Source organism: Rufibacter hautae (genome assembly GCF_008271695.1).
Taxonomy (GTDB): domain Bacteria; phylum Bacteroidota; class Bacteroidia; order Cytophagales; family Hymenobacteraceae; genus Nibribacter; species Nibribacter hautae.
Genome location: NZ_VKKY01000002.1, coordinates 524,908 through 540,787, shown reverse-complemented (window position 1 = coordinate 540,787; position 15,880 = coordinate 524,908). Strand labels below are relative to the sequence as shown.

Genomic DNA, 15,880 nt, shown 5'->3' with positions numbered 1-15,880 from the left:
TAAGTAAAGAAGAATAGGAATTGCGTTTAGCGGTTGTTTTGTTAAAAACTGACCAAAAATAAATCGGCTTGGTATCACTGAAATGAATCGATCCTGATCGCTTTATATCTTTCTCTTTTAGCCACCATTTTCATAAAAAAGGCCCAAAACGTAAACACCCAGCTTATAGCCAGGTGTCTGCGTAATTGAACGAACTAAATAAACAAGCTACTCTTTGAAAGCGGACCATCCGCATTTAATGCTGTAAAGTTTTTCAAATTAAATCTAGAATATCAGGATACCTGCTCCTGTACTTTCACTTTTCTGGCGGGTGCCCCCACGAAATCAGAAGATAGGGCCATGATGTAAGCGCCTGCTTTTCTGATGTGGTCTTGGTTTTTGATCAGGTTGCCTAGCGTCACTGTTCCAAGCACACTAAAGGTGTCATTGTCCCGCTGCACGTTCTGCAGATTGGTGAGCCCAAGGGCGGCAACCAGTTCTGGCTCGCTGCTGCGCAGGTAGACTTCCAGTTCAAAATCGAGGGCTAGGGCCGGAGCATTGGTAGTTTTGTTGAGCTTCTTATACCCATAAGAATATCCGTTGCTGATGGATACAATGTCTGACAGCACCGCGGCTCCGGTGGGGTGGCCGCCGGCACCTCTGCCTTTGAACAACTGCGGACCAGAGTAAGTCCCCTGCACCACTACACCGTTGAATTCCTGCTCCACCACAAACAAATCGTCTGAGGCGTCTACCAAACTGGGTAGCACCACCGGCACCAACTCCCCGTCTGCAGTTAAGTGCGCCGAGGCTACCATTTTGATGACAGAATCGCTTTGCTTGGCATACTCCACGTCTGCGTCGCTCAGGTAATCTATGCCAAAGAAAGCCAGTTCCTCGGGGGCAATGGTTCTGCCAAACGCATGCGCCGCTAAGATGCAAAGCTTATGCCGGGCATCGGCCCCGGCCACGTCCAGCCAGGGGTCCAGCTCCGCAAAGCCTTTGTCCTGGGCTTCTTTGAGGGCCTCAGCATAGCCTTTCTGCAACTTGAAGATCTGGCTGAGAATGTAGTTGGAGGAACCGTTCAAGATGCCATGCACGCGCTCCAGCGGTTCATTGGAAAAATATTCCTCCACGGTTCTGATAATCGGGATTCCCCCAGCCACGGCTGCCTCGTACAACAGCACACCACCAAACTCCTGCTGCAAAGCCAGCAACTCGGGTAAATGGTAGGCCACCAGTTTCTTGTTAGCGGTCACCACTTTCTTGCCGCGCCGCAACGCCTCTGCCACAATGGTGTAAGCCTCGTTGGCATCGCTAATCGCTTCCACCAAGATGTCCAGAGAATCATCCTGCAGCACTTGGTGCCAGTCGTAGGTGAAACTCTCAGTGGGCAAAGGCCGAAGTTTAGTAGGGTCTTTCACGCAGATGCGTTCCACTTTGAACGGAAGCGCCTCTTCGCGGGAAAGTATGTCGTACAGGCCCTGACCTACGCAGCCAAACCCAAACAAGCCGATTTTTAGAAGACGGTGGGAATCCATGTTTTTCTCTGTTGTTTTTTCTGTAAAAAAGTATCTAAGTGACGGCTTAGCTGGTCTGTCTCCAGCAGGAACCCGTCATGCCCGGCTTCTGAGTGAATGACTTGGAAAGTAGCGTTGGAAATATACCGGGTCACGTATTTCTGCTCTCCTAAAGGGAACAATTGATCGGTGTCCACGCCAATGATCAGGGTCTCTGCTTTTACCTGGCGCAAAGCTGCCTCCACGTTGCCACGGTTACGACCCACGTTGTGGCTGTCCATCATTTTGGTAAGCTGCCAATATGAGAAAGCATTGAAGCGCTTGGCCAACTTCTCGCCCTGGTACCGCTGGTAACTGGCTGCCCGGTAGATTCTCTTCAGGTCTGAGGAGCCTTCGCGCTGCGCCTGGTTATAAGAGTTATAGGTGCGGTAAGACAACAAGGCTACGGAACGGGCTGTTTTCATTCCTTCTAGGCCGGCGTCATCGGTGGCCAACTGCCAAGTTACGTCCTGCTCAATGGCCATGCGTTGGCTCTCGTTCAGGGCAACAGCCCAAGGCGATTGCCGTGCGTTACCCGCCACCTGCACCAGACGTTTGATTTTCTCTGGGTGCTCAATCGCCCACTCCAACGCCTGCTGGCCGCCAATAGAGCCGCCAATCAAGACGTTTATCTGCTCAATTTCCAAATGTTCACGCAAAGCATCAAAAGCCCGCACCACATCCAGGTTGGTTAATACCGGGAAGGCGTGGTAGTAGGGTTTGCCGGTATCTGGGTTCAGGCTCAAGGGGCCCGTTGAACCATAGCAGCTTCCCAGTGAGTTGGCGCAGACAATAAAATGCTTGGCCGGATCAAAGGTCTTTCCTTCGCCAAACAGGTCTCCCCACCAGTCTTTCACGAAAGCGTTGCCGGTAAAGGCGTGGCAAACCCACACTACGTTGCTGCGGTCCTCGTTGAGGGTGCCCCAGGTGGTATAAAAGAGCTGGAAACCGGGCAAAGATCGCCCGGACTCCAACGTGAATTCTTCTGTGTAATTAAAAACGCGTCCTTTTAACATGATCCTTACGCAGGTAACTCTGCCTCCAACTTAGGTTCTCTTACTTTCACTTTGGCAAACGCCTGTTCAAAATCTGCTTTGATATCCTCTAGATGCTCAATTCCTGCCGATACCCGCAAGAGCGTGGGGGTCACCCCGGCTGATAATTGCTCTTCCTCATTTAGCTGCTGGTGGGTGGTAGAGGCCGGGTGGATGATGAGGGTTTTGGCATCGCCCACATTTGCCAGGTGGCTTACCAGTTCCAGGCTGTTCACAAACACTTCTGCTTCTTCTTTGCCGCCCTTCAGATTAAAGCTGAGCACGCCCCCGAAACCACGTTTCAGGTATTTGTGGGCGAGTTCATGATAAGGACTGGAAGGAAGACCCGGATAATTCACACTCTCCACCAACGGGTGCTTTTCCAGCCACTCGGCCAAAGCCTGGGCATTCTGCACCGTGCGGTCAACCCGCAGGGAAAGCGTCTCCAGACCCTGGATCAACTGGAAAGAATTAAAAGGACTCAAGGCCGGACCGAAATCCCTTAGACCTTCTACCCTGGCCCTGATTGCAAAGGCAATGTTGCCGAACGGGCCGTTGGCGCCAAACACTTCCCAGAAGTTAAGGCCGTGGTAACCTTCAGACGGTTCGCTGAACTGCGGAAACTTGCCGTTGCCCCAGTTGAAATTGCCGCCGTCTACAATTACGCCGCCCACGCTGGTGCCGTGCCCGCCAATCCATTTGGTAGCGGAGGCCACCACCACATTAGCCCCATGCTCCAGCGGACGAAACAGGTAACCACCTGCCCCAAAGGTATTATCCACTACCAGCGGAAGGTGATGTCCTGCCGCCACGGCCGCGATGGACTCAAAATCAGGAATATTGAAGCGTGGGTTCCCAATGGTCTCCAGGTAGAGCGCCTTGGTGTTCCCATCAATGAGAGAGGCGTAAGTAGCGGGCTCATCATCTTTGGCGAACCGCACTTCAATGCCCAAGCGCTTGAAGGCTACTTTGAATTGGTTATAAGAGCCTCCATACAGGTTGCTGGAAGCCACGAAATTGTCTCCTGCCTGCAGGATGTTGTTCAAGGCGATGAACTGCGCCGCTTGGCCAGAACCAACCGCCACTGCAGCCACGCCTCCCTCCAACGCCGCGATGCGCTTTTCAAACACATCGGTGGTGGGGTTCATGATACGGGTATAGATATTCCCGAACTGCTTTAGGGCGAAAAGGTTGGCGCCGTGCTCAGCGTTCTCAAAAACGTAAGAGGTAGTTTGGTAAATGGGTACCGCCCGTGAACGGGTGGTAGGATCTATTTCTTGGCCAGCGTGCAGCTGAAGGGTTTCAAAACGATATGAATTAGACATGATTTTAGCCGGTTACAATTGAAGAATTGAACAAATTCAAGGGCCAGAAAAACAAACAGGTGACAGGTTTCCTCCTGAAGCTGTTGTGCATCAGGCCCCTGAGAAAAAATTAATTAACTAGAGGAGTTTAGCGACAACAGCAACAAATATCCATCATGGAAATTGTGCACATTCGCGTAATGGAAGGGATAATAGAATGGGTGATACCTGTTGCCGCCATGGTCAGGCGCGGCGCTGCATTGTCAGAAGTGGCGTTGAATTGTTTTTCCATCTTCGTATCAATTTATATTCCCCAAGTGGCAATATGTCCATTGGGATCAGGACTTAGCACCTTACACGGTTGGTAGGTTGCTAGAGCTTCATTGAGCCTGTCTCTCCGCTCTTCTTTATAAATCAACTACCGGAATAATTGACTTGATGCTGCAAATCTATCAACGAAAAACTAAACCTCAAATAATTTTGGAAATAATTTGCGAATTATTTTAAAAAACCAACAAATGTTAGTAAATGGGGACTAGGAGATACGAAGTCATAAAATAGAAATATTCTTGCCCCTTCTGTATCCTTTCCTAACTTTGCCTCCCTTAGTTATCTGCTATGCAAGCGTTAAAAGAAACCAATTTCCATTTTCCAGAGCAGACCGGCTTTTACCGGGGCAAGGTCCGCGACGTCTATTACTTCCAAGACAAACTTGCCTTAGTGGCCACGGACCGCATCTCGGCGTTTGACGTGGTGCTTCCTCGCGCTATACCCTTCAAAGGACAGGTGCTGAACCAGATTGCGGCCTCCTTTTTGGAAGCTACCGCCAACGTAGTTCCTAATTGGGTATTGAGCCAACCGGCCCCTAACGTGACCATTGGCCGGCAGTGCGAAACGTTCAAAGTGGAGATGGTGATCAGAGGGTACTTGGCGGGCCACGCCTGGCGCGAGTACAGCTCCGGCAAACGCACCCTTTGCGGAGTTACCCTGCCGGAAGGTCTGCGCGAGAATGACCCTTTCCCGGAGCCCATCATCACGCCTACCACCAAGGCCTCTGAAGGTCACGACGAAGACATCTCCCGGGAGGAAATCCTGCGCCAAGGAATAGTGGCCGAACAAGATTATGTCCAATTAGAGGAATATACCCGGGCGCTTTTCAAAAGGGGCTCAGAACTGGCAGCAGAGCGGGGTCTTATCTTGGTGGACACAAAGTATGAGTTCGGGAAAGCAGATGGCATCATTTATGTAATAGATGAAATCCACACCCCTGATTCTTCAAGGTTCTTTTACTCAGAAGGTTATCAGGAGCGGCAGGCCAACGGTGAACCACAGCGACAACTTTCAAAGGAATTCGTACGTCAATGGCTCATTGAGAATGGCTTCCAGGGCAAGGAAGGGCAGCAAGTCCCCGAGATGACCGATGCCAAGGTATCCGAGATTTCACAGCGTTACATTGAATTGTACGAGCAGTTGCTAGGCAAAAAGTTTGTTCCCCAGGACTATGCCAGTCAGCCACATACGCTACAGGAAAGTATTGCGGCCAACATTTTTTAGATTACATTGTTAAAGATATTCCACCAAAAATTGGTAGATTCGCACTCTAAACCTTTTTGCTGTTACTTATGAAGTACACAATTGATAAAAAAGAGAATTACACCATCATCACCATAGATGAAAAAAAGCTAGACACCACGATCGCGCCCGATTTGAAGTCTGAGTTTGTGAAGTTGAATGCAGAAGGTATTACCAACCTGATCCTGGATCTTACCAACGTAAAATATACTGATTCTTCCGGATTGTCTTCTATCCTGATTGCGAACCGTCTTTGCAACTCTTCCGGAGGGGTTCTTATCTTAACCGGCTTGCAAGAGCACGTTACCAAATTGATCACTATCTCTAAGCTGGAGTCTGTTTTGAACATTCTGCCTACAGTGGAAGAAGGCATTGACCGCGTTTTCCTGCACGAGATTGAGAGCGATCTCACCAAAAAAGAAGAATAGTTATAAGCGGGCTGCAGTTTGGACTTTGAGCTGAAAATACTTGGGAGCTCCTCTGCCACCCCGTCTTTTGAAAGAAATCATACGGCCCAACTTCTCACAGTTGGCAATCAGATAAACCTGATTGATTGCGGCGAAGGTACACAAATGCAGCTGATGCGATACAAAGTAAAGCATCAGCGCATTTGTAACATCTTTATAAGTCACTTGCACGGTGACCATTACTTTGGCCTGGCAGGCCTGCTTTCTACCATGCACCTGCAGCAGCGCACCGGCCACCTCAACCTCTTCGGCCCCAAAGGTTTGGCCGAGATCATCACCCTCCAATTCAAATACGGTGGCACCCAACTCCCCTACCACCTAAATTTTGTGGAAGTGGATACCACCGTCTGCAAGAAAATCTTTGAGGACAAGTACATGACTGTCCACTCGCTGCCCATGCAGCACCGGGTGCCCTGCTGTGGATTCCTCTTCAGAGAAAAGCCCAAACCCCGCCACCTCCTCAAAGGCAAACTCCCCGAGTTCCTGACGCCTCCCCAATTGGTACGGCTTAAATGGGGCGAGGACATCCGCAACGAGCAAGGCGAGATCCTGGTCCGCAACCAGGACGTCACCACCGAACCCAAACGCAGCCGCAGCTACGCCTACTGCTCAGACACAAAGTACAAAGAAGACATTCTGCCTTACGTGAAAGGCGTGGACCTGCTCTACCATGAATCCACGTTCCTGAGCGACATGGAGCACCGTGCCACCCACACCTTCCACAGCACGGCCGCCCAAGCCGCTACCCTCGCCGAGAAAGCACAGGTAAGAAGGCTGCTCATTGGCCACTTTTCCGCCCGCTACAAAGACTTGACTCCTTTATTGGCAGAAGCACAGTCTATCTTTCCTAACACGGCTTTGGCCACGGAGGGGAAGACAATCAGTGTGTTGGAGTAGTAAACCTTTCTTTTTGTTTTGAAGGTGTTTTTCTAATTTTAGCCTTAAAACTGGTGATTAGTTCATGCAACTTGCTTGGTACGTGAAGGGCGGCTTCTCTGCTCAACTTATAACTTTTTCTTTTGCCTCATAGTCTGTTTGTGCTGGCGTAGCTCTGCTGTTTGCGTTGGTGCAATTACTTTATCGTTTTATTGTTAGGCTCCGAGCGCTCACGGCCGCGAGGCCCCGCCTTCCGGCCTCGCGCTGCGCCAGCTTCCTTTGCTCCCTGCAGTCGCAATGCCTTCGGCACCGGAACCTGACAAGGCGCTCAACCGAAAGGCTGGAAACGGATATACGCCTACTAAGCGGAAACTCTCCCCTTGAAGATTGCCTAAACGAGAGTTTGGGGCAGCGAGCGTAGCTATGAAGAGGGGTGTTTACACCTGCTGGTAGTGGCGTTTACTCTCTACTTACCATGGTTCAAGTCTGTGACTTGGACCCATTATGACCGGCAGTTTGCAACTGCCGTGAAACGATAGCCTCAAGACCTACTTTTATCTGTTTAGTGCTTTTCAATGCCATTCACCAAAACCCAGATTCTCCTCCGCAGGATTGCCCAAGCGAAAATGTAAGGCAGTGAGCCTAAATCATAATTTATGGCGTTTACACCTGCTAGCCAAAACGCTTCCACTTTTGCAAATTAGCCCCAGTCAGAAGTTCCATGATAATACTGTCTCTCCTACCGACTTCTGAAAATCCGTTTAGAAGCCGTTTTTTCAAAATTACCCTAAAAACACCGGCACTTTTGGTTATTGCTTATTAGCCGCTTTCTTCCATCTTTACAGTCCAAATCACCTATTCCCTTACTTTCTATCCGCACAAAATGCAGCAAATTTCTTCTTCCAATGGCAATATGGGCTTCAAGAAACGGCAGCTCTATATGGTGCTGTGTGGTATTTTCCTTACCAATGCATTGCTGGCAGAATTGATTGGGGTGAAGATCTTCTCGGGCGAGGGCGTGTTTGGGTTAGGTGGGGCGCAGATTCCGGTGTTGGGCACCAAGTTGGATTTTAACCTTACAGCGGGCGTTATCATTTGGCCGGTGGTCTTTATTACTACTGATATTATTAATGAGTATTTCGGGAAAGACGGGGTGAAGCGTATCAGCTTTTTGACGGCAGCGCTTATCGCGTACGCGTTCCTGGTGATTGTCATTGCTACCGCCTTGCCGCCGGCCCAGTTCTGGCAGGAGATCAACAGCCAGGGACCAAACGGAACTGCTTTTGACATGGACTACGCGTTCAGCAAAGTATTCCGGCAGGGATTGGGGATTATTGTAGGTTCTTTGGTGGCTTTCCTGCTGGGGCAATTGTTGGATGCGCATGTTTTCCATTGGCTCAAGCATTTGACCGGCAGCCGGAAGATCTGGCTCAGAGCTACGGGCTCTACGCTGGTCTCGCAGTTAGTCGACACGGTGGTGGTACTGTTTATCGCCTTTTACCTGTTCGGGGATTGGGATTTGAAAACGGTCCTTTCGGTGTCCGTCATCAATTATCTCTATAAATTTACCGTAGCGGTGGTGCTCACCCCTGTGCTGTACGTGGCGCATACGTTTATAGACCGCTACCTGGCCGAGGAGCACCATGTACCTATGGAAACCTTCATCGCGAAAGACTAGTACTTTCTTTCGTACCCGTATTTCATGAGCCAATCTCCCCTTTACCTGCTGAGCGGCCTCTGCGCCGATGAACGCTTGTTCCAGTTCCTACAGTTGCGCCATCCTAATCCTATAATCATTCATTGGATTACCCCAGAGCCTCAGGATACCATGGCTTCTTACGCCACGAAACTGATCCGGCAGATAGAGCCAAACCAGGAGCCGCCCATTTTGTTGGGCCTGAGTTTCGGTGGTATGGTCATCCAGGAAATCGCGAAGCAGATTCCGGTGAGGCGGTTGATTCTGCTGTCCAGCCTGGCGAATACACAGGAATTACCCATGCACTATAAAATAGCGGGTACTTTGCAGATGCACCAGTGGTTGCCGTTGGGTATGTTCAAAGGCTGGACCTATCCGGCGAATTGGTTGTTCGGGGCTCATACAAGGGAAGAGAAACGCATTCTGCGTGACATCATTCGGGATACCGGTGTGTCTTTCCTGCGCTGGTCGCTGCACCAGATTTTGCATTGGCGGCACCAGGCACCTACAGAAGGAGTGATTGTGATTCACGGCGACGCAGACAAAGTACTGCCTGTGCCCCAATATCCGGACCTGCATCTGGTGAAAGGCGGCGAGCACCTCATAGTCATGAACAGGGCCGAGGAAGTGAGCCAAGTCATCAACCGGTACCTGGACTAAGACCTTTTTTCGGTATTTCTGCAAAAATGGGTCTAAAACAGAAAGGCTTTCCCGTTTGCCCGGCAATCGCTTTCTTTGTACAAATTATCAAAACAACATGGCACGAATTCTCACCGGCATCCAAAGCAGTGGCCGTCCGCACCTGGGCAACCTGCTGGGCGCCATCCTTCCCGCAATAGAGCTTTCCAAGAAATCTGAGAACGATTCGCTTTATTTTATTGCTGATCTGCACTCGCTTACCTCCATCCGGGATGCGCAGGAGCGCCGCATGAACACCTACGCGGTGGCGGCTGCCTGGCTGGCTTTCGGGTTTGATACTGACCGGAACATTTTCTACCGCCAGTCAGACGTGCCCGAAGTGACGGAATTGACGTGGTACCTGAGCTGCTTCGCGCCGTATCCTATGCTGGCCAACGCGCACTCCTTCAAAGATAAATCAGCTCGCCGCGGCTTGGCCGATGTGAACGCCGGTCTGTTCACCTATCCTATCCTGATGGCCGCCGACATCCTGCTCTACGATGCCGAGTTCGTGCCCGTGGGCAAGGACCAAGTACAGCACCTGGAAATCACCCGCGACGTGGCCAGTTCTTTCAACCACATCTACGGCGAGACCTTTGTGTTGCCGGAGGCGAAGGTAGACGAGAGCGTGATGACGGTACCGGGCATTGACGGGGAGAAGATGAGCAAATCCTACGGAAACACCATTGACATTTTCCTGCCGGACAAGGACCTGCGCAAACGCATCATGAGCATCGTGACGGATAGCAAAGGCCTGGAAGACCCTAAAGACCCAGCCACTGACAACACTTTTAAGCTGTACTCGCTGCTGGCCACGCCTGAACAGGTTGAGACCATGCGCCAGAACTACCTGGCGGGCGGTTACGGTTACGGCCACGCCAAGCAGGCCCTGTATGACCTCATCCTCACTAAATACGCTGAGCCGCGCGAGCGCTTTCACTACTACATGAACAACTTGGCTGAAGTAGACGCCAAGTTAGCCGAAGGTGCTGCCAAAGCCCGCGCCATCGGCGGACCCGTTCTTCAGCGCGTACGTGAGAAGCTTGGGTTTTAGGCTATTTTCAGAGAAAACGACGTAAAAACAAGAAAGCCGAAGCTTCACTGCTTCGGCTTTCTTGTTTTTACTTCTATCTTTTTGCTATATGGTAAGCTTTCAAAGTATCTAAGGCAAAGTAGAAGTAGTATTTTTTGCCTAAGGCTTCCATTGAAGCTTCTTGCCAGTCAGGCATTTGGCTTCTTGAGGTGAGTTTGGTTAATGATGACAAGGAATACACAGCGGAAACTTGCGAATGTGCCAAGGAGATGGAATGAATTTCTTCTTTTTCGGTATCCATTAAGACAAGAACTCCTGGGTCTTTAAAAATTTCTAGTGGAGCGTTATAGTCTAGCTCATTGGTAAACCCCCGGTACCTGTAGCTGGCTAATCTTTTACCATTCACATGATACACAATTAAGTTATTAGCTTTTTCATCATGTGTCTCTTCCCATTCTCCCTTCAACTTATTATAAGAGCGGTGCACGAAGTCATAGATGGCCACAAAGGTTGTATCACTCAGAAAGGTCGCTTTCACCATGTCTGGTTTCCCGAAAGAGAAAACATACCCTTTTGGACCGTATAACTTTTGACAGGAAAGAAAATAACGTCTATCAGGGCTCGTCTCTACTCCTCCGTCACAACCGTTTCCTCCCGTGCTGCTGTAAGATTCTAACTGGAGAAGGTTTCCTTTCAGGTCTGTGGAAAAGAACGAGATACCGCCAAAGTCACTATCCGGGAGGCAAAACCACATATCGAAAAGTACTTTACCATCTGCCGTCACTCCTCTAAAAGAAGGAGCATTTGGGGCACTCTCTTTCAAGAATCCGTCATCATCTAGTTTCAGAAAATCAAGTTTGGTAAATTGTTTCTCGTAAACCAGCTTCCCGTTTTTAGTTAGCTTAATGTTATAGACGTGGTTGTGGCATTTTAATTTCTTTACACTCATCTGCTTGCTTTTTATGCTATCTGGCAGAATTTGTACCAAGGAGCTGTCATTGAGGCTATAGCTTTCAGTAAACGCCTTGTAAACATCATTACCTACTTTGAACTCGCTCTGTTCATTTCTGTCCTTTTCTTCTTCCCGGGAGTAAAGGTATTGCGTCTCATAAACCGTATCATTTACCGGTACAACTTCATTCCTGACATCGGCCTTTGGGGCAGCAATTGTTTGCGCAACCGGCTTTTGTTTCTGGCAGGCACACAGCGCAAGGCAAACCAAGAAGGCTAAGAGCCGAAGTTCATTTTTCATCCTGAAGGATAGCAACAATAAAAATTAATTACAACAGGCATGCTCTAAAGCTTTATGTTTTTAACCGTTTAACTAAAAAACTGCCTTAAAACAGAAAAGGCTCCTGCTTAGCAGGAGCCGTATTTCTTGGCGCATATTTTGGCTACGAGGCCAAAGACGAAGACTAAACGTCAGCGTTCCAGACTTCTTCGCGCACGGTTTTGCCCACGCTTAGGAAGAGCCGGGTTGGGTTAGGGATCAACACCAGGCGGGCTTCTTTGTTGGGGTAAGCATCGGCCTCCACCCACACGCCCTGCTTGCCGTTCAGTTCCTCTGCGTTCAGGGTTTCTGGCAGGTAAGCGGTAGGGAGCAGGACATCGGTGTCTGGGCATACTTTCATGTGCACATCGCCTAAAACGTCTTCCAGATACTCGCCGAAGTTGTCGTTGAACTCATCCTCCAAATCATGCAGCTCCTCTTCCACGTCATCGTAGCGATTATCATTGTAAGAGAGTTTGCTTAGTTCCTGCTTTTTCTGGATTATCGTGACCAGCGCGGTATTCAGTTCCTGGATATTCATGGGTTCTTATTTTTTACAAATTTTATAACATCTGAGACTATTTCCAAGTAGACGCCCCAAATACCCTACGCGAAAAACCTATTTTCTTTCCTGCGCATTTATTCTATTTTTACACAAATTGACATTTTAACCAGAGCTATTCCCCAAAAAACCTCCCCTATGGCTGAGCCCACCGATTTTCTTCCCCTCAACGGTACAGATTACATCGAATTCTACGTGGGCAACGCCAAGCAGAGCGCCTACTTCTACCAAAGCGCCTTCGGGTTTGAGTTGGTAGCCTACGCCGGCCCTGAAACCGGTGTGCGGGACCGGGCTTCTTACGTCCTGCAACAGGGCAAGATCAGGTTTGTGCTCACCACCTCCCTGATGCCAGACTCGCCTATCTCTGAGCACGTGCGCCTGCACGGCGATGGTGTGAAGGTGATGGCTCTGTGGGTAGACGATGCCTACCAAGCCTACGAGGAAACCACCAAACGCGGTGCCAGATCGGCGGGAGAGCCGCAGACCCTTACTGATGAGTATGGTGAGGTACGCATTTCGTCTATCTATACCTATGGTGAGACCATCCATACGTTTGTAGAGCGCAAGAACTACACCGGCGCCTTTATGCCGGGTTACAAGCCGCGTAAAAGCCCGGTGCCGGTGGCGCCTGTGGGGTTGAAACACGTGGACCATTGCGTGGGCAACGTGGGTTGGGGCGAGATGAACACCTGGGTGGACTTTTACGCCAAGGTGATGGGCTTCCAGCTGCTGCTCACCTTTGACGATGAGGACATCTCCACGGAGTACTCAGCCTTAATGAGCAAGGTGATGAGCAACGGCAACGGCTACGTCAAATTCCCGATCAACGAACCTGCCGAGGGCAAGAAGAAATCGCAGATTGAAGAGTACCTGGACTATTATCACAGCCCGGGCGTGCAGCACATCGCCATTGCCACCGATGATATTGTGTCTACCGTGGACGAGTTGCGCCGGCGCGGAGTGGAGTTCCTGAGCGTGCCCAGTTCCTACTACGCCGACCTGTTGGACCGCGTGGGCCACATAGACGAGGACCTGAAACCTTTGCAAGACCTCAACATCCTGGTGGACCGAGACAACGAAGGCTACCTGCTGCAGATCTTCACCAAACCCGTGGAAGACCGGCCTACGGTTTTCTATGAGATCATCCAGCGGAAAGGCGCCAAATCCTTCGGGAAGGGGAATTTCAAAGCGCTGTTTGAGTCAATTGAACGTGAACAAGCCCTGCGGGGTAACCTATAAACCTGGAAAGCCGTTCTGAGACTGTTTTCTCCAAAACAGCCCCTAAACGCTTTTGCCTTTTTCTACAAAACTATGGATAATAATCTATCGCTGGAACCAGCCGTATTGACCAAGGTGAACACCTGGCTAGAGGGTGCCTATGACCAAGACACCAAGACCGAACTGCAACGCCTTATTGACAGCCAGGACTCTGATGCCCTCACCGATTCTTTCTACAAGGACCTGGAGTTTGGGACCGGCGGTCTGCGCGGCATCATGGGCGTGGGCAGCAACCGCATGAACCGCTACACAGTAGGCATGGCTACCCAGGGCCTGAGCAATTACCTGCTGAAGTCTTTTCCCGGTCAGCAAATCAGTGTGGCCATTGCGCACGACAGCCGCAACAACAGCCCCTACTTCGCCAACGTGGTTGCCGATGTGTTCAGCGCCAACGGCATCAAGGTGTACTTCTTCAGTGAACTGCGCCCTACGCCGGAACTGTCCTTCGCCATCCGGCACCTGGGTTGCCAGAGCGGCGTGGTTTTGACGGCCTCGCACAACCCCAAAGAATACAACGGCTACAAAGCCTACTGGAACGACGGCGGTCAGGTAACGGCTCCGCACGATAAGAACATTATTGCCGAGGTAAACAAAATCACCTCGCTGGACCAGGTGAAGTTTGAGCGCAACGAGGCGAACGTGGAGTTCATTTTGGATGAGTTGGACCAGGCGTACCTGGACAAAGTGGCGACACTTTCAGTAGACCCCGAGATGATCAAACGCCAGCACGACCTGAGCATTGTCTTCACCCCTATCCACGGAACCGGCATTACGTTGGTACCACGTGCGCTGGAACGTTTCGGTTTTACGAACGTGCACGTTCTGGAAGCGCAGGCTACTCCTGACGGCAACTTCCCAACGGTGGTCTACCCGAACCCTGAGGAGAAAGACGCCATGAACCTGGCCATGCAGAAAGCCCAGGAACTGAACGCCGAGCTGGTGCTGGCCACTGACCCCGATGCTGACCGCGTGGGCATCGCCGTCCGCGACCTGAACGGTCAGTTTGTCCTCCTTAACGGAAACCAGACTGCGGCTCTCCTTACTTACTACATCCTGCAGGCCTGGAAAAAAGCCGGTAAACTCACCGGCAAAGAATACGTGGTGAACACCATCGTGACCACCGATCTCATCAACCGCGTGGCCGAGGGCTTCGGGGTAGATTGCTATGAGACCCTTACCGGATTCAAGTACATTGCGACCATCATGCGCGAGAAAGAAGGCGAGGCTCAGTACATCTGCGGCGGCGAGGAAAGCTACGGCTTCCTGGTGGGTGATTTCGTGCGCGACAAAGACGCGGTATCTTCCTGCGCCATGATCGCGGAAATGACAGCGGCCGCCAAAGACCAGGGCAAGAGCCTCTACGAACTCATGATCCAGATGTACCAGGAGTTTGGCTTCTACAAGGAGGACCTCATCTCTCTGACCAAAAAAGGACACCGCGGTGCTCAGGAAATCCAGGAAATGATGCAGGAACTGCGTGAGAATCCGCCCAAATCCATTGCAGGTTCTGAAGTAGTGGAGTTGATCGATTATAAGACCGGTTTCCGGAGAAACTTGCGCAACGGCGAGGAAAGCGCCACAGGCCTGGAAAGCTCCAACGTGCTCCAGTTCCTCACCGAGGACGGCACCAAAGTATCGGCCAGACCCTCCGGCACCGAGCCTAAGATTAAGTTCTACTTCAGCGTACGCGAGCCCCTGGCTTCCGCCGATGAATTTGACCAGGTAGGTCAGAAACTGAATGACAAAATTCAACGGATCATCACCGATCTGAACCTGAAATAAACTATCTAGTTTTAAGTAAAAAGGGCTTTCCTGGTTAATGCAGGAAAGCCCTTTTGTTTTTAAGCTGTTTTAAAGAATAAAGGCTTAAATCATAACTCAGCTAGCACAAAAGGCTTTATTCCTTTGCTATTGGTTAAGCCATTGATTATCTTATACATATACCTCTGATTCTCTATTGGGTTCATACCCAAATCATCTCCTCTCCTACCCACAAGCACCAACCCACAAGTGCCGTGTTTCCAATTGAAGCCCGTCCATCAAAATGGATCATTTCTTATAAATGAGATGAAAACAACTCTATTCCTTTTAATGCTTCTTTTCTCGCAGACTATGTATGGGCAAAGAAAACCTGAACGCCTAAAACTCTCCCAGGCTGAATATATACAAAAGGCAAAAAGCCAAAAAAACTGGGCTTGGATTGCGCTTGGCACAGGTATAACCATAGCCACCGTAAGTCTTTTGCTGCATGAGTTGGAGGCTGAGGATAAACCAAAGGTATTATTGGGGAACTACCCCTATACGACGGATACCCATGAGGATGTAGCTTCTGCGGGTGTAGGCCTGTGCGTTCTAAGTATTCCGCTATTTATAGAATCATCAAGCACTAAGAAAAAGGCTGTATCCTTGTCGCTGCATCAGAACACTTCTCCCCTTTTCAAAAGAGGAGGTATGGCATCATCACGTATCACTTCCCTTTCTGTTAAGGTCAACCTGGCAAAATGAGGAGGATGGAGGAAAATGGACTTTTGATTCTTCTATAGGAGACTGCATTCTTAACCCACAATTATAT

At 50.2% G+C, this 15,880-nt stretch carries 14 protein-coding genes and 1 riboswitch; of the genes, 9 read left to right on the top strand and 5 right to left on the bottom strand.

The annotated features are described in order from the left end of the window. Window positions 1–272: 272 nt before the first annotated feature. From FOA19_RS11115 to FOA19_RS11105, 3 genes are read right to left on the bottom strand one after another with little or no spacing between them, the layout of a single operon-like run. Window positions 273–1,520: a homoserine dehydrogenase gene (locus tag FOA19_RS11115; RefSeq protein WP_149090897.1), complete on the bottom strand. Its 1,248-nt coding sequence runs from the start codon at window positions 1,518–1,520 to the stop codon at window positions 273–275. After that, on the bottom strand, window positions 1,499–2,554 hold the full coding sequence (gene metX, locus FOA19_RS11110; RefSeq protein WP_149090896.1) for a homoserine O-acetyltransferase MetX: 1,056 nt from the start codon (window positions 2,552–2,554) through the stop codon (window positions 1,499–1,501). Before metX ends, FOA19_RS11115 begins: the two co-directional genes overlap by 22 nt. A gap of 5 nt (window positions 2,555–2,559) precedes the next feature. Next, window positions 2,560–3,897 (bottom strand): O-acetylhomoserine aminocarboxypropyltransferase/cysteine synthase family protein, encoded by a 1,338-nt coding sequence (locus FOA19_RS11105; RefSeq protein WP_149090895.1) that lies wholly within the window; start codon window positions 3,895–3,897, stop codon window positions 2,560–2,562. A gap of 280 nt (window positions 3,898–4,177) precedes the next feature. Beyond that, a riboswitch (SAM riboswitch) is annotated at window positions 4,178–4,292 on the bottom strand. Window positions 4,293–4,494: 202 nt separating this feature from the next. On the opposite strand from FOA19_RS11105, the gene FOA19_RS11100 reads away from it, so the two are divergent. The 6 genes from FOA19_RS11100 to trpS all read left to right on the top strand — a co-directional run bounded on the left by FOA19_RS11100 (window position 4,495) and on the right by trpS (window position 10,219). Then, entirely contained in the window at window positions 4,495–5,430 is a 936-nt protein-coding gene (locus FOA19_RS11100; protein WP_149090894.1) for a phosphoribosylaminoimidazolesuccinocarboxamide synthase, read from the top strand. Window positions 5,431–5,498: 68 nt separating this feature from the next. Then, entirely contained in the window at window positions 5,499–5,876 is a 378-nt protein-coding gene (locus tag FOA19_RS11095; protein WP_062545662.1) for an STAS domain-containing protein, read from the top strand. An 18-nt stretch (window positions 5,877–5,894) separates the two neighbouring features. Then, a complete protein-coding gene (locus FOA19_RS11090) occupies window positions 5,895–6,812 on the top strand; it encodes a ribonuclease Z (protein WP_149090893.1) in 918 nt (305 codons plus the stop codon). A gap of 862 nt (window positions 6,813–7,674) precedes the next feature. Continuing rightward, window positions 7,675–8,469: a queuosine precursor transporter gene (locus FOA19_RS11085; RefSeq protein ID WP_149090892.1), complete on the top strand. Its 795-nt coding sequence runs from the start codon at window positions 7,675–7,677 to the stop codon at window positions 8,467–8,469. A gap of 24 nt (window positions 8,470–8,493) precedes the next feature. Then, on the top strand, window positions 8,494–9,147 hold the full coding sequence (locus FOA19_RS11080; protein ID WP_149090891.1) for an alpha/beta fold hydrolase: 654 nt from the start codon (window positions 8,494–8,496) through the stop codon (window positions 9,145–9,147). A gap of 97 nt (window positions 9,148–9,244) precedes the next feature. Beyond that, window positions 9,245–10,219 (top strand): tryptophan--tRNA ligase, encoded by a 975-nt coding sequence (gene trpS / locus FOA19_RS11075; protein WP_149090890.1) that lies wholly within the window; start codon window positions 9,245–9,247, stop codon window positions 10,217–10,219. Window positions 10,220–10,292: 73 nt separating this feature from the next. On the opposite strand, the gene FOA19_RS11070 is transcribed toward trpS, so the two are convergent. Further along, complete coding sequence (locus FOA19_RS11070) at window positions 10,293–11,450, bottom strand: DUF4738 domain-containing protein (protein WP_149090889.1); 1,158 nt, start codon at window positions 11,448–11,450, stop codon at window positions 10,293–10,295. A 163-nt stretch (window positions 11,451–11,613) separates the two neighbouring features. Beyond that, window positions 11,614–12,009, bottom strand: a complete 396-nt coding sequence (locus FOA19_RS11065) for a hypothetical protein (protein WP_149090888.1) — start codon at window positions 12,007–12,009, stop codon at window positions 11,614–11,616. Between the two features lie 159 nt (window positions 12,010–12,168). Between FOA19_RS11065 and hppD the strand changes: the two genes are divergently transcribed. The 3 genes from hppD to FOA19_RS11050 all read left to right on the top strand — a co-directional run bounded on the left by hppD (window position 12,169) and on the right by FOA19_RS11050 (window position 15,813). Continuing rightward, complete coding sequence (gene hppD / locus FOA19_RS11060) at window positions 12,169–13,269, top strand: 4-hydroxyphenylpyruvate dioxygenase (RefSeq protein ID WP_149090887.1); 1,101 nt, start codon at window positions 12,169–12,171, stop codon at window positions 13,267–13,269. 72 nt (window positions 13,270–13,341) lie between these two features. Beyond that, complete coding sequence (locus FOA19_RS11055) at window positions 13,342–15,090, top strand: phospho-sugar mutase (protein ID WP_149090886.1); 1,749 nt, start codon at window positions 13,342–13,344, stop codon at window positions 15,088–15,090. 285 nt (window positions 15,091–15,375) lie between these two features. After that, on the top strand, window positions 15,376–15,813 hold the full coding sequence (locus FOA19_RS11050; RefSeq protein WP_149090885.1) for a hypothetical protein: 438 nt from the start codon (window positions 15,376–15,378) through the stop codon (window positions 15,811–15,813). The last annotated feature ends 67 nt before the right edge of the window (window positions 15,814–15,880 follow it).

What these genes read in the sequence shown, in the direction of transcription:
- FOA19_RS11115 (WP_149090897.1), bottom strand. Translation starts at nt 1,520, where the DNA reads ATGGATTCCCACCGTCTTCTAAAAATCGGCTTGTTTGGGTTTGGCTGC.
- FOA19_RS11055 (WP_149090886.1), top strand. Translation starts at nt 13,342, where the DNA reads ATGGATAATAATCTATCGCTGGAACCAGCCGTATTGACCAAGGTGAAC.
- FOA19_RS11095 (WP_062545662.1), top strand. Translation starts at nt 5,499, where the DNA reads ATGAAGTACACAATTGATAAAAAAGAGAATTACACCATCATCACCATA.
- FOA19_RS11105 (WP_149090895.1), bottom strand. Translation starts at nt 3,897, where the DNA reads ATGTCTAATTCATATCGTTTTGAAACCCTTCAGCTGCACGCTGGCCAA.
- trpS (WP_149090890.1), top strand. Translation starts at nt 9,245, where the DNA reads ATGGCACGAATTCTCACCGGCATCCAAAGCAGTGGCCGTCCGCACCTG.
- FOA19_RS11050 (WP_149090885.1), top strand. Translation starts at nt 15,376, where the DNA reads ATGAAAACAACTCTATTCCTTTTAATGCTTCTTTTCTCGCAGACTATG.
- FOA19_RS11070 (WP_149090889.1), bottom strand. Translation starts at nt 11,450, where the DNA reads ATGAAAAATGAACTTCGGCTCTTAGCCTTCTTGGTTTGCCTTGCGCTG.
- metX (WP_149090896.1), bottom strand. Translation starts at nt 2,554, where the DNA reads ATGTTAAAAGGACGCGTTTTTAATTACACAGAAGAATTCACGTTGGAG.
- FOA19_RS11065 (WP_149090888.1), bottom strand. Translation starts at nt 12,009, where the DNA reads ATGAATATCCAGGAACTGAATACCGCGCTGGTCACGATAATCCAGAAA.
- FOA19_RS11080 (WP_149090891.1), top strand. Translation starts at nt 8,494, where the DNA reads ATGAGCCAATCTCCCCTTTACCTGCTGAGCGGCCTCTGCGCCGATGAA.
- FOA19_RS11100 (WP_149090894.1), top strand. Translation starts at nt 4,495, where the DNA reads ATGCAAGCGTTAAAAGAAACCAATTTCCATTTTCCAGAGCAGACCGGC.
- hppD (WP_149090887.1), top strand. Translation starts at nt 12,169, where the DNA reads ATGGCTGAGCCCACCGATTTTCTTCCCCTCAACGGTACAGATTACATC.
- FOA19_RS11085 (WP_149090892.1), top strand. Translation starts at nt 7,675, where the DNA reads ATGCAGCAAATTTCTTCTTCCAATGGCAATATGGGCTTCAAGAAACGG.